At 43.9% G+C, this 12,123-nt stretch carries 13 protein-coding genes and 1 pseudogene; 4 read left to right on the top strand and 10 right to left on the bottom strand.

Annotation, left to right across the window (positions count from 1 at the left end; genetic code table 11):
* Positions 1–8 precede the first annotated feature (8 nt).
* Entirely contained in the window at positions 9–1,532 is a 1,524-nt protein-coding gene (locus MKY10_RS09790; protein ID WP_074794484.1) for an acyl-CoA carboxylase subunit beta, read from the bottom strand.
* Complete coding sequence (gene mce, locus MKY10_RS09785; RefSeq protein WP_044052502.1) at positions 1,525–1,947, bottom strand: methylmalonyl-CoA epimerase; 423 nt, start codon at positions 1,945–1,947, stop codon at positions 1,525–1,527. Before mce ends, MKY10_RS09790 begins: the two co-directional genes overlap by 8 nt.
* An 89-nt stretch (positions 1,948–2,036) precedes the next feature.
* On the opposite strand from mce, the gene prli42 reads away from it, so the two are divergent.
* Entirely contained in the window at positions 2,037–2,129 is a 93-nt protein-coding gene (prli42, locus tag MKY10_RS09780; protein WP_003226489.1) for a stressosome-associated protein Prli42, read from the top strand.
* A gap of 19 nt (positions 2,130–2,148) precedes the next feature.
* Here the strand turns inward: prli42 and MKY10_RS09775 are convergent, their stop codons facing one another.
* The 6 genes from MKY10_RS09775 to brxB form a co-directional block, all read right to left on the bottom strand.
* Positions 2,149–2,679: a L,D-transpeptidase gene (locus tag MKY10_RS09775; RefSeq protein ID WP_004398604.1), complete on the bottom strand. Its 531-nt coding sequence runs from the start codon at positions 2,677–2,679 to the stop codon at positions 2,149–2,151.
* A 51-nt stretch (positions 2,680–2,730) separates the two neighbouring features.
* A complete protein-coding gene (locus tag MKY10_RS09770) occupies positions 2,731–3,699 on the bottom strand; it encodes an aromatic acid exporter family protein (protein WP_015251753.1) in 969 nt (322 codons plus the stop codon).
* Positions 3,700–3,769: 70 nt separating this feature from the next.
* The gene (gene artR / locus MKY10_RS09765) at positions 3,770–4,492 is read right to left on the bottom strand and encodes an arginine ABC transporter ATP-binding protein ArtR (RefSeq protein ID WP_004398740.1); all 723 of its coding nucleotides are present in this window, start codon (positions 4,490–4,492) and stop codon (positions 3,770–3,772) included.
* Positions 4,485–5,144, bottom strand: a complete 660-nt coding sequence (gene artQ / locus MKY10_RS09760; protein ID WP_003230340.1) for an arginine ABC transporter permease ArtQ — start codon at positions 5,142–5,144, stop codon at positions 4,485–4,487. Before artQ ends, artR begins: the two co-directional genes overlap by 8 nt.
* An 80-nt stretch (positions 5,145–5,224) precedes the next feature.
* Positions 5,225–5,992 (bottom strand): arginine ABC transporter substrate-binding protein ArtP, encoded by a 768-nt coding sequence (gene artP, locus MKY10_RS09755; protein ID WP_004398706.1) that lies wholly within the window; start codon positions 5,990–5,992, stop codon positions 5,225–5,227.
* A 267-nt stretch (positions 5,993–6,259) separates the two neighbouring features.
* Complete coding sequence (brxB, locus tag MKY10_RS09750; protein WP_003226477.1) at positions 6,260–6,697, bottom strand: bacilliredoxin BrxB; 438 nt, start codon at positions 6,695–6,697, stop codon at positions 6,260–6,262.
* Between the two features lie 160 nt (positions 6,698–6,857).
* On the opposite strand from brxB, the gene MKY10_RS09745 reads away from it, so the two are divergent.
* The 3 genes and pseudogenes from MKY10_RS09745 to bmrR form a co-directional block, all read left to right on the top strand.
* Positions 6,858–7,751 carry a diacylglycerol kinase family lipid kinase gene (locus MKY10_RS09745; RefSeq protein WP_048655112.1) on the top strand — a complete coding sequence of 298 codons (894 nt, stop codon included), beginning with the start codon at positions 6,858–6,860 and terminating at the stop codon, positions 7,749–7,751.
* A gap of 100 nt (positions 7,752–7,851) precedes the next feature.
* Complete coding sequence (bmr, locus tag MKY10_RS09740; protein ID WP_003230328.1) at positions 7,852–9,021, top strand: multidrug efflux MFS transporter Bmr; 1,170 nt, start codon at positions 7,852–7,854, stop codon at positions 9,019–9,021.
* 1 nt (position 9,022) lies between these two features.
* Positions 9,023–9,778: pseudogene (gene bmrR / locus MKY10_RS09735) on the top strand (multidrug efflux transcriptional regulator BmrR); the annotation flags it as partial.
* A 54-nt stretch (positions 9,779–9,832) separates the two neighbouring features.
* On the opposite strand, the gene bfmBB reads toward bmrR, so the two are convergent.
* The gene (gene bfmBB / locus MKY10_RS09730) at positions 9,833–11,107 is read right to left on the bottom strand and encodes a branched-chain alpha-keto dehydrogenase complex dihydrolipoyllysine-residue (2-methylpropanoyl)transferase (protein WP_015251749.1); all 1,275 of its coding nucleotides are present in this window, start codon (positions 11,105–11,107) and stop codon (positions 9,833–9,835) included.
* A gap of 22 nt (positions 11,108–11,129) precedes the next feature.
* Positions 11,130–12,113, bottom strand: a complete 984-nt coding sequence (bfmBAB, locus tag MKY10_RS09725) for a 3-methyl-2-oxobutanoate dehydrogenase subunit beta (RefSeq protein WP_004398638.1) — start codon at positions 12,111–12,113, stop codon at positions 11,130–11,132.
* Between the last annotated feature and the right edge of the window lie 10 nt (positions 12,114–12,123).

Genomic DNA, 12,123 nt, shown 5'->3' with positions numbered 1-12,123 from the left:
CCTCCATATTAAAGCGGTATGTTACCGTGCTTTTTTTTCGGTCTCTCTTCTGTCTTATGTGCAAGCATATGAAAAGCTTGAATCAGTTTTCCCCTTGATTCTTCCGGCAAAATGATGTCATCGACCATTCCACAAGCTGCCGCTTTGTATGGGCCGGCGTTTTGCTTTTTGTATTCAGCTGTTTTTTCGCGTTTCGTCTTTTGCGGGTCAGCTGAAGCTTTGATTTCCTTTTCATACAAAATCGATGCCGCACCTTCTGGACCCATCACTGCGATTTCAGCATTCGGCCATGCAAACACAAGGTCCGCTCCGATCGCTTTGCTGTTCATGGCCACATAGGCGCCTCCGTACGCTTTTCTAATGATGAGTGTGACTTTTGGGACAGTCGCTTCAGCATAAGCAAACAATAATTTTGCTCCATGCCTGATGATTCCATTGTGCTCTTGCTGAATACCCGGCAGAAACCCCGGGACATCTTCGACAGTCAATAGCGGGATATCAAATGCGTCACAAAAACGGATGAACCTTGCTGCTTTATCAGCAGCGTCAATCGTCAGGCTTCCCGCCAGATGCTTCGGCTGGCTCGCCACGATGCCGATTGCTTTTTCACCCAGCCTTGCAAACCCAATGACAATGTTCTTCGCAAAAAATGGCTGAATCTCAAAAAAAGATTGCGGGTCAGCCAGCTCCCTAATCACCTTCCGAACATCATAAGGCTTTGTCGTATCAGCAGGGACAAGACGGTTTAATAACGGTCTGGACGCCTCTTTCTCTGGCTTCGGCTCTGTTGTCCGGCCATTCAGCGGCAAATAAGACAGCAGTTTTCTCACCCCTGTCAGAACCTCCTTCTCCGTATGCCCGGAAAAGTGGGCGTTTCCGCTGACGGCATTATGTATCCCCGCTCCGCCTAAGCTCTCCGCATCAACCTGTTCCCCTGTCACTTTTTCAATCACCTTCGGGCCGGTAATAAACATCCGGCCGGTCTGTTCAGCCATAAATATAAAATCTGTGAGTGCCGGAGAATATACAGCGCCTCCAGCGCACGGCCCTAAAATAACCGATATTTGCGGAATGACTCCGGAATATAAGACGTTTCGGTAAAATATGTGACCGTATCCATCTAATGATAACACACCCTCTTGAATTCTCGCACCACCTGAGTCATTCAGCCCGATAATCGGCGCCTTATTTTTTGCTGCCAGATCCATCAAAGCGCAGATTTTCCTGGCATGGGTTTCGCCAAGCGCCCCTCCGTACACTGTGAAGTCTTGCGCAAATACATAAACTGAGCGGCCGTCAATTGTGCCGTACCCTGTCACGACCCCATCCCCTAACATGCGCTGTTCTCTTGTTAACACTTGACTTTCCATGAAGGGGTGTAATTCGATAAAGCTGTCCTGATCTAGAAGAAATATGATCCTTTCCCGAGCAGTGAGCTTGCCCTTTTGCCGCTGCTGAGCCAGCTTTTCCCGTCCTCCGCCTTCTTCTGCCTGCTTGCGTTTCGTGTATAAATGATCCATGTGCTCATTCATGTTCATTCTGTTGATCTCCTTTCGGTTCACAAAGCTCTACAAGAACACCGTTTGTTTCCCGAGGGGAAATAAACGCGATCTTTTTCCCGTTCGCCCCCTGTCTTGGAAACCTGTCAATCAATTGAACATGCCGGTCAGACAATGCTTGAAGCTGTTCAGATAGGCCGTTGCACAAAAACGCAATATGATGCAGTCCCTGCCCTTTCTTCTCCAAAAATAAATGGACGGGGCTATCAGCTGTCAACGGCTCTATCAGCTCAAGTTTGACGCTACCAGCTTGAAAAAAAGCAACATTCACCTTTTGCTCTTCAACCGTTTCTTGATGAAGAAATGCAAGCCCCAATACATTTTCATAAAAGCTTCTTGCATCTTTTATCGAAAAAACGGCTATCCCGATATGGTCAAGCCTGTTCATTTTCATCCCTGCTTTCGCTAATAGATATCGCTTGTCCGCCCATTCAAAACACGCTAAAATATAGACAGATTGTTTAAGGAGTGAAAATCATGTCTCAAAAACTGATGAAAAGCGTTTTGATCGTGATTTTGGGAGTTTTTATTCTTTCAACTGTACTCTCAGGAATCGTCATGTTTCTATAACGATAAAAAAGCAGGCGCCTTATTCAATGGGAATATCCTGCTTTTTTATCAGAGCTTTATGCTCGATGGCAATCTCCTCAAAAGAGCGGTTGTCGTCCGTGATCAGCACTCTCGTTCCTACTGGTATCGTTTGAAACAAATGAACAACCTCATCGTTATGCATACGTATACAGCCGTTAGACACAAATTTTCCTACTGATTCCTCTCGGTTTGTCCCATGAATTCCATAAATCCGCCCGTCCGTTCCTTTCGCGTCAAATCCGATCCATCTTGCCCCAAGCGGGTTATCAGGAGATCCCCCTTCAATATTTTTCTTTCTGTAGTAAGGATTTTCCGCTTTTACCGTTACCGAAAACTCTCCTTCAGGCGTCAAATCATCTGTTTTTCCAGTCGCCACACTATACACGCCTTCTACTTTGTTGTCGAGGATAACAGCAAGTTCATTTGTTCGCTTGTTGACAATAACATACGGATCACCTGGCAGCGGATTTTCGCCGAGCGGCCAAATCGGTGAAATCATCATGAAAATCGAACATAAGAAAAAACGCATAAGCTCCTCCTTTTTCATTAGGTTGACCAATGAAGGAAGAGCTCATGCGAATCATCCGAGTGATTTTTGCGCTTTTATTCCTTTAAAATAACTTTTAATCACTAAATATTGTTCCATTTCGCCGAGAAGATGGAAGAGAGCGGCCCTCGCTTCAAATTCCTCTCTAGTCGCAGGAAGCGGCATCTCCTCAAATTCTTTTCTCATGTCAGCAAGTCTTTTCAGAAATTTATACGCTGTATTCCCAGGGTGTATCGCCTCCCGCAAATCATGAATAAATTCAGCGATCATTTTTCCCTGATCTACCGTGATGGAGATCGATGTCACTTTAGGGAGAAGGCGTTCAATAATTTCAAATTGCTTTTCTCTCATTTTAAAATAATGATAATGCAGATTTTCGTAACGCAAAATGTGGTTTTGCACATCTCGATATGCCAGGTTTTTAGCCTCCGTAATAAGCTGGTGCGTTTCCGGAATTTCTTTTCCAGACCAATCTTGCTCACCAGTTAACAAATACCGTTCGATTTCTGCAAAAATGACAGCAAAGTTATCCTCTATCTTTTTACGGTAAGCAATCAGCTTCCGATCAAGACTCGGCATATACAAGTTCATCAATAGAGCGACGCCGATGCCGACCGTAATCAGCTGAACTTCATTCCAGATGAAAGTAGGCGTAATGCCGCCGGACATGTATAAATGAAGGATAATAACAGAACTGGTGACGATACCCTCGTTAATTTTTAACAGAACCGTTATCGGAATGAATATCAAAAGAAGCGCTCCGATCACAAACGGGTGGTAGCCAATAAGCTCGAAAAAGAGATAAGAAAAAGCAATTGCCAGACAGCATGCCGCAAAGCGGGCCCATGAGGCCTGAAGCGACCGTTTTTGTGTGATTTGTATACACAAAATGGTGATGATTCCTGCTGATGCGAAGTTTTGCAAATGCAATAACTGGCTTATATAAATAGCCAAAGCTGTTCCAAGCGCAGTCTTTATTGTGCGGTAACCAATTTTAAACATGTCGGACTCCATTTCTATTTGTTTCTTCAATAAAAAAGAAGAGGCGGCCAGCCTTCTTCTTTTTTATATTCTATAATATTTTCTCTAAAAAGTCCTGCGCTCTTTTGGATTTTGGCGACATAAAAAATTCCTTCGGATTGCCGTCTTCGACAATCATTCCTTGGTCCATAAACAGCACACGGTCTGCCACTTCTTTTGCGAAGCCCATTTCATGTGTGACAATCACCATGGTCATGCCGGTTTCGACCAGCTCTTTCATCACCTGTAGCACTTCTTTGACCATCTCTGGATCAAGGGCGGAGGTCGGCTCGTCAAACAGCATGATGTCCGGATTCATCGCAAGAGCCCTGGCAATCGCGACACGCTGTTTTTGTCCGCCAGACAAACGGTTTGGATAGTCATTTCGCTTTTCAAACAAACCGACTTTGCGGAGCAGGTCCTCAGCTTTCTCCTGTGCAGCCTGTTTTGATTCTTTTTTTACATTGACAGGCGCGTACATGATGTTTTCGAGAACCGTTTTGTGCGGAAAGAGATGAAAATGCTGAAAAACCATCCCGATGTTTTCCCGGACCTTTAATGTGTTGGTTTTCGGCTTCGTAATCTCTGTGTCTTTTATTGTAATGGTTCCGCCGTTAGGCTTTTCCAACAGGTTTAAACAGCGTAAGAACGTTGATTTGCCTGAGCCTGAAGGACCGATCACGGCAACAACCTCACCCTCAGCGATTGTTGTTGAAATGTTTTTTAATACTTCGTGTTTCCCAAATGATTTTGACAGCTTTTCAACCTTAATCATTGGATTTCAGCTTCCTTTCTACAGCCTTGCCGATAAACGTTAAAATCAGGACAAGCACATAATAAATCAATCCCGCGATAATGAGCGGCTCAAGGTAATTGTAAGTGGCGGCGCCAGCTTGATATGCGCGTCTCATGACATCACCAAGCCCGATGACGGTGACGATCGCCGATTCTTTTGTTAACGTAATTAATTCATTCACAATTGCAGGTGATATATTTTTGAAGGCCTGCGGCAGCAGCAGATCCTTCATCATTTTTCCATACGGGACACCGAGTGCAACAGCAGCTTCTTTTTGCCCTTTATCAATGGCATTGATTCCGGCTCTGATAATTTCCGATACATAAGCGGCGGAATTCAAAGACAATGCGACAACCGCAGCCCAAAACTGGTCAATTTGAAATCCGAGCAGCTGAGGAAGGCCAAAATAGACAATCATAAGCTGCAGCACTAAAGGCGTGCCTCGGAACACTGATGTATAAAAATCAGCGATCCAGATAAACGGGCGGAATGTGCTGATCTTGCATAAGCTTAGCACAATACCGAGTATAAGTCCGATAATAGCAGATACAACAACAATTTTTAATGTAATTGCCAAGCCTTCTAATATAAAAGGAATTTGGGGGATCGTTGCTGAAAAATCCAAATTCATAGCCTTTGTCTCCTTTTCTTACAGGAAAAAAGTTTCCTATTCAATAAAAAGGCTCAACGAAAAAGTTGAGCCGCTTTTTTTTACTTCTCGCCAGTGAACCATTTTTTCTTCAATTTCTCAAGCTCTCCGTTATCTTCCATTTCCTTGAGCGCTTTATTGAATTTGTCTGTCAGTTCACTGTCCTTTCTGAAAGCAATTGCTGAACCGGCTTCTTCCGCTTTCGCATCAGGAATCACAAAGCCTTGCAGGTCATCATTTGATTTGAAATACCCTTCTGCAACAATGTCTTCAATAATCGCGGCATCGAAACGGTCAGATTTGATTTCCTGCACCAAATCAGAAATTCTGTTGCGGTCTTCTGTTTTAAAACCATATTCCGGAGAAAGCTCTTTCCCCTTCTCTTCCTGAATAGAGCCAAGCTGAACGCCAACTGTTTTTCCTTTCAGGTCTTTCAAAGATTGAATGCCGCTGTCTTTTTTGCTGACAATCATATGGTTCGCTGTGTAATACACATCGGAAAAATCAACTTGTTTTTTACGCTCAGGCGTTGGTGTCATTCCTGACAGAACGAGATCCACCTGTTTTGATTTAAGCGCTGTAATTAAGCTGTTGAAGTCCATATCCTGCACTTCAATTTCATAGCCTGCCTTCTTTGCCAGAGCTTTTGCCAGCTCTACATCAAAGCCGACAATATTATCTCCTTCTTTATATTCAAACGGTTTGTAATCCGCCGAAGTACCCATAATTAATTTTTTCTTTCCGCTTTCTGAACCTGAATTGCTTGAGCCGCACGCAGTTAATGCAAAGGTGATGCAAGCAGCTACAAGTAATAAGAGCCATTTTTTCATGATCCATTTCCCCCGTATTCATTACTTTTGGTGTATTTGAATATTTATTCGTTAATTTGTATTTTAAACAGTTTCTCATTTTTATGCAATACTATTTTTAAAAATTATCTTTAAGCTTATCTTTCCAGTGATCTCTTCTGATATTACTAGATAAAAATTAAATCGCTGTACAATCCGATTGAATAATCCCTTAATATTTATTCATATATCCTTGGAAATTTATGCACAAAAAAACCCGGGCTGCTTTGAGCATCCGGGTTGTTCGTCTTATACTTCTTCACAATATTCTTCAAAGGCTTCCTGCAGCTTTGCCACTACGGCCATCGGCTCATGGCCTTCAATTTCATGACGCTCTACCATTTTCATGATCTTTCCGTCTTTCAAAATCGCAAAGGACGGAGAAGATGGCGGATAACCTTCAAAATAGTCACGCGCACGCGCTGTCGCTTCTTTATCCTGTCCGGCAAAAACGGTGACGAGCTGATCAGGTCTTTTATCATAGTGAACGGAATGGTAGGCTGCCGGTCTTGCAATTCCTCCGGCGCATCCGCAAACAGAGTTTACCATGACGAGCGTCGTTCCTTTTTTCGTAAGTGCCTCATCCACCTCTTCGGCTGTTTTAAGCTCGGTATATCCGGCAGCTGTTATTTCTTGTCTCGCTTGGCGGACAATATCATTCATAAATAAATTAAAGTCCATGTTCAATGAAGACCTCTCCTTTTTCATCATCTGTTCTTATGATAGCAAGGAAACGTCCATATCGGCAAATGACTTTGCTTCGCCGTGCACTTTTTTTGCTCTTCGTTTACTGCTTACAGAAAAAGGGGATTATATAACTAGAAGTAAAATAAAGGAGCAGTTGTATATGAGCCACAGGAAAGCGTTACTGATTCATAACGGAAATGCCGGCAACAAAAATATAGAAAAAGCACTTGGTGCTGTGGTGCCGGTTTTATCTCACGATTTAGATGAGGTGATTATTAAGCAGACAAAGAAAAAGGATGATGCGTATCATTTTTGCCAATCCATTGATGATTCTGTCGACACCGTCTTCATTCTCGGCGGCGACGGCACGATCCATCAATGCATAAATGCTATCAGCGCTCTAGAAAGAAAACCCGCGGTCGGAATTTTGCCCGGCGGCACGTGCAATGACTTTTCAAGAGTGCTTGGCATCCCTCAAAATCTTGCAAAGGCCGCGGAAGCACTTATGGCAGGAAAAAAAACCAGCGTAGACGTATGTCAGATGAATGACCGTTATTTTTTAAATTTCTGGGGGATCGGCTTAATTGCAGAAACGTCGAATCAAATTAATGAAACGGAAAAAGCATTATTGGGAAAAATCAGCTATTTTACAAGTGCGTTGCGAACCGTCTCATCCGCTGCATCGTTTCCGATGACATTAAAAATTGACGGAAAAGAAATTAAAGAAGAAGCCGTTATGCTGCTTGTGATGAATGGCCAATACATTGGAACGAATCGAATTCCTCTGCCCGATGCCAGTATTGAAGACGGCTTACTTGATGTTCTCATATGCCGCAACACCAACCTCACCGCGTTGCGGGAGCTGATGAGCATGGAACAGGGCTCAATTGATCGTTTTACCGGAGAGCTGTCCTATGTCCAGGCCTCCCGTATCGAAATTGAAACAGACACTGCCAAAAAGGCGGATATGGATGGAGAAGTTTATACACATACACCCGCAGTCATTCAGGTCCTGCCGCAGCATATCGACATGCTTGTTCCCGCAAATGAATAACTGTCATAAGGCTTTAGAAAGATTTTGCAAATCCGTTGACTCTCCCCTAGGAGGAGGTCTTACAGTATAAGGGATACACACTTGAAAAAGGGGAAGTCATATGGAGAAGAAAAATATTACCTTAACTATATTATTAACCAATTTATTTATTGCTTTTTTGGGGATCGGGCTTGTGATTCCAGTAACGCCGACCATTATGAATGAATTGCATTTATCGGGGACCGCGGTCGGCTATATGGTTGCCTGCTTCGCTATTACACAGCTCATTGTCTCACCAATAGCCGGACGATGGGTTGATCGCTTCGGGCGCAAGATCATGATCGTAATCGGCCTGTTGTTCTTTAGTGTGTCGGAGTTTTTGTTCGGCATTGGAAAAACAGTTGAGATGTTATTTATCTCCCGTATGCTGGGCGGTATCAGCGCTGCCTTCATTATGCCCGGGGTCACGGCTTTTATCGCAGATATCACGACCATTAAAACACGGCCGAAAGCACTCGGTTATATGTCAGCCGCTATTTCAACAGGATTTATTATCGGCCCCGGCATCGGGGGATTTTTAGCAGAAGTCCATTCCCGGCTGCCTTTTTTCTTTGCGGCAGCTTTTGCACTGTTAGCAGCCATTTTATCAATCCTCACGCTGCGCGAGCCGGAACGAAACCCTGAAAATCAGGAAATAAAAGGGCAGAAGACAGGCTTTAAACGAATTTTTGCCCCCATGTATTTCATAGCTTTTCTCATTATCTTAATTTCGTCTTTTGGTTTAGCATCATTTGAATCTTTATTTGCATTATTCGTGGATCATAAATTCGGATTTACGGCCAGCGACATTGCCATTATGATTACAGGAGGAGCGATTGTTGGCGCCATTACGCAAGTCGTCTTATTCGACCGCTTCACAAGATGGTTTGGTGAAATCCATTTAATTCGGTACAGCTTAATTCTCTCTACGAGTCTGGTATTCTTGCTGACAACGGTACATTCATATGTTGCGATTCTGCTGGTGACAGTCACCGTATTTGTCGGATTTGATCTCATGCGGCCTGCGGTAACGACTTACCTGTCAAAGATTGCGGGAAATGAACAGGGGTTTGCCGGCGGTATGAATTCAATGTTTACAAGTATCGGCAATGTATTCGGGCCTATTATCGGCGGAATGCTGTTCGATATTGATGTAAACTATCCCTTCTACTTTGCAACGGTCACCTTAGCCATAGGGATTGCACTGACCATTGCTTGGAAAGCGCCTGCACATCTTAAAGCCAGCACGTGATATTGATTTATTTAAACCAGCCTACGTCGACCCGGATACCAGCTACCGCTATTATACAGATGCTCAGCTCATTCATCTGGATTTGATCAAATCATTGAAATATATCGGCACACCTTTGGAAGAAATGAAAAAAGCACAGGACTTAGAGATGGGAGAACTGTTTGCTTTTTATACCGAGCAGGAGAGGCAAATCAGGGAGAAATTAGACTTTTTATCAGCACTGGAGCAAACCATTTCATTGGTGAAAAAGCGGATGAAACGGCAGATGGAATATCCCGCGCTCGGTGAGGTGTTTGTTTTAGATGAAGAAGAAATACGGATTATTCAGACAGAGGCAGAAGGAATCGGGCCTGAAAACGTGCTCAACGCCTCCTACAGCAAATTAAAAAAATTTATCGAGTCAGCAGATGGATTTACGAACAATAGCTACGGCGCTACTTTCTCTTTTCAGCCCTACACCAGCATTGATGAAATGACTTACCGTCATATTTTCACGCCTGTATTGACGAATAAACAGATTTCATCAATTACGCCGGATATGGAAATCACAACGATCCCTAAAGGGAGGTATGCGTGTATCGCGTATAATTTTTCGCCTGAACATTATTTTCTCAACTTACAGAAGCTTATCAAGTATATCGCAGACCGCCAATTAACAGTTGTCAGTGATGTATACGAGTTAATCATACCGATTCATTACTCCCCGAAAAAACAAGAAGAATATCGTGTCGAAATGAAAATACGAATCGCTGAATAATAGAAAAAGAGCATTTTTTGAAACAAAACTTCAAAAAATGCTCTTTTTTCTTATTTAGTAAACAGATGTCTTCTCGTCAATCGATTCTAAAATTTGTTTCACTCGTCCGAGGAATCGTCCGCACACGAGACCGTCAAGCACTCTGTGATCTAAGGACAGACACAGATTAACCATGTCTCTGACAGCAATCATGCCATTGTCCATGACAACCGGGCGTTTGACGATGGATTCTACTTGAAGAATCGCAGCCTGAGGGTAGTTGATAATGCCCATCGACTGAACAGACCCGAACGAACCTGTGTTGTTGACGGTAAACGTGCCTCCCTGCATGTCATCTGCAGTGAGTTTTCCGTCTCTTACTTTTTTAGCTAGGCCGGTAATGTCTTTCGCAATGCCTTTAATTGTTTTTTCATCAGCGTTTTTAATCACCGGAACAAATAAAGAATCCTCTGTGGCAACTGCAATTGAAATATTGATATCCTTTTTCTGAATAATTTTGTCCCCCGCCCACATGCTATTCATTTGCGGGAATTCTTTTAACGCCTGAGCGACCGCTTTTACAAAAAAGGCGAAGAACGTTAAATTAAAGCCTTCTGTCTTCTTAAAAGAATCTTTTATACTGTTGCGATATGCAACCATATTTGTGACGTCGACTTCCATCATCGTCCAAGCATGCGGAATTTCTGTTTTGCTTCGCTTCATATTGGAAGCAATTGCTTTTCTTACACCTGTGACAGGGATTTCTTTATCACCGGCTGCAGACGCAGGATATGACGTCTCTTCTTTTGGCTCAGGTTTTGATGCAGACTTCGGTGCAGGAGCTGCTGTTTTCAGCTCCTCAGGATTCTGTTCTTGCACGCCGCCTGTTTCAATTAAGCGCTGAATATCTTTTCGTGTGATGCGCCCGCCTGCACCTGTTCCTGTTACTTGTTCAAGATCAATGCTGTGCTCTCCGGCCAAACGGAGTACAGCTGGCGAGTAGCGCTTTTTATTGGGCTGATCAGCTGCTTCGGTACTTTTTGCAGCAGGAGTCTCAGCGGCTTTTGAAGCAGCTGGCTGTTCTTGTTTTTGTTCAGCCGGATTCGCGCCTTCTGTTTCAATTTTGCAAATCACTTCTCCGACTTGCAGGGTTTGGCCTTCTTCTCCCACAAGCTCTGTTATCGTACCAGTAAAAGAAGACGGAACCTCTGCATTTACCTTATCTGTCATGACTTCCGCGATCGGATCGTATTTGTTCACTTTATCACCGGGGGCGACAAGCCATTTGCTGATCGTCCCCTCTGTTACGCTTTCTCCAAGCTGCGGCATCGTCATTTGTTCAATTGCCATGATTGTATCCTCCCTTACGTCTTTAAAACTCCGCTAATTCTCTCATCGCCGCTTCCACTTTATCAGGGTTGACCATAAAGTATTTTTCCATTGTCGGCGCATAAGGCATAGCCGGAATATCAGGACCTGCAAGCCGTTTGATCGGCGCGTCTAAGTCGAACAGACAATGCTCGGATATAATTGCGGCTACTTCGCTCATGATGCTGCCTTCTTTTGTATCTTCTGTGACCAAAAGAACCTTTCCAGTTTTGGACGCAGCTTCGATAATCGCTTCTTTATCAAGCGGGTAAACTGTTCTTAAATCCACCACATGCGCTGAAATGCCATCTTTTTCGAGACGTTCTGCAGCTTGTAAGGCAAAGTGGACACACAGACCGTATGTGATCACTGTGATGTCGTCGCCTTCCCGTTTTACGTCAGCCTTGCCGATTGGCAGGACATAATCATCAGCCGGAACCTCTCCCTTTATCAGACGGTACGCCCGCTTGTGCTCAAAAAACAGCACCGGGTCTTCGTCACGAACTGCGGCTTTTAATAGACCCTTGGCGTCATATGGTGTTGATGGCATGACAATTTTCAGTCCGGGCTGGTTGGCGAAAATTGCTTCGACTGATTGAGAATGATACAAGGCTCCGTGCACGCCTCCGCCGTATGGCGCTCTGACGACAATCGGACAGCTCCAGTCATTGTTGCTGCGGTAGCGGATTTTAGCCGCCTCAGAAATAATTTGGTTGACCGCCGGCATAATGAAATCAGCAAACTGCATTTCAGCAATCGGTCTCATTCCGTACATTGCCGCTCCGATACCGACTCCTGCGATCGCAGATTCAGCAAGCGGCGTATCCATAACGCGCTCTTCCCCAAATTGTTCATAGAGTCCCGCTGTCGCTTTAAACACACCGCCTTTTCTTCCTACATCTTCCCCAAGGACGAAAACGCGAGAATCTCGTTCCATTTCTTCTTTCATCGCCAAATTGATTGCATCAATATATGACATTACTGACATTTGTTCTTCC

This window comes from Bacillus sp. FSL P4-0290 (assembly GCF_037975435.1).
Classification (GTDB): Bacteria; Bacillota; Bacilli; order Bacillales; family Bacillaceae; genus Bacillus; species Bacillus subtilis.
The sequence above is the reverse complement of the archived record's forward strand: the minus strand, read 5'-3'. Positions and strand labels throughout refer to the sequence as shown.

What these genes read in the sequence shown, in the direction of transcription:
- MKY10_RS09790 (WP_074794484.1), bottom strand. Translation starts at nt 1,532, where the DNA reads ATGAATGAGCACATGGATCATTTATACACGAAACGCAAGCAGGCAGAA.
- mce (WP_044052502.1), bottom strand. Translation starts at nt 1,947, where the DNA reads ATGAACAGGCTTGACCATATCGGGATAGCCGTTTTTTCGATAAAAGAT.
- prli42 (WP_003226489.1), top strand. Translation starts at nt 2,037, where the DNA reads ATGTCTCAAAAACTGATGAAAAGCGTTTTGATCGTGATTTTGGGAGTT.
- MKY10_RS09775 (WP_004398604.1), bottom strand. Translation starts at nt 2,679, where the DNA reads ATGCGTTTTTTCTTATGTTCGATTTTCATGATGATTTCACCGATTTGG.
- MKY10_RS09770 (WP_015251753.1), bottom strand. Translation starts at nt 3,699, where the DNA reads ATGTTTAAAATTGGTTACCGCACAATAAAGACTGCGCTTGGAACAGCT.
- artR (WP_004398740.1), bottom strand. Translation starts at nt 4,492, where the DNA reads ATGATTAAGGTTGAAAAGCTGTCAAAATCATTTGGGAAACACGAAGTA.
- artQ (WP_003230340.1), bottom strand. Translation starts at nt 5,144, where the DNA reads ATGAATTTGGATTTTTCAGCAACGATCCCCCAAATTCCTTTTATATTA.
- artP (WP_004398706.1), bottom strand. Translation starts at nt 5,992, where the DNA reads ATGAAAAAATGGCTCTTATTACTTGTAGCTGCTTGCATCACCTTTGCA.
- MKY10_RS09745 (WP_048655112.1), top strand. Translation starts at nt 6,858, where the DNA reads ATGAGCCACAGGAAAGCGTTACTGATTCATAACGGAAATGCCGGCAAC.
- bmr (WP_003230328.1), top strand. Translation starts at nt 7,852, where the DNA reads ATGGAGAAGAAAAATATTACCTTAACTATATTATTAACCAATTTATTT.
- bfmBB (WP_015251749.1), bottom strand. Translation starts at nt 11,107, where the DNA reads ATGGCAATTGAACAAATGACGATGCCGCAGCTTGGAGAAAGCGTAACA.
- bfmBAB (WP_004398638.1), bottom strand. Translation starts at nt 12,113, where the DNA reads ATGTCAGTAATGTCATATATTGATGCAATCAATTTGGCGATGAAAGAA.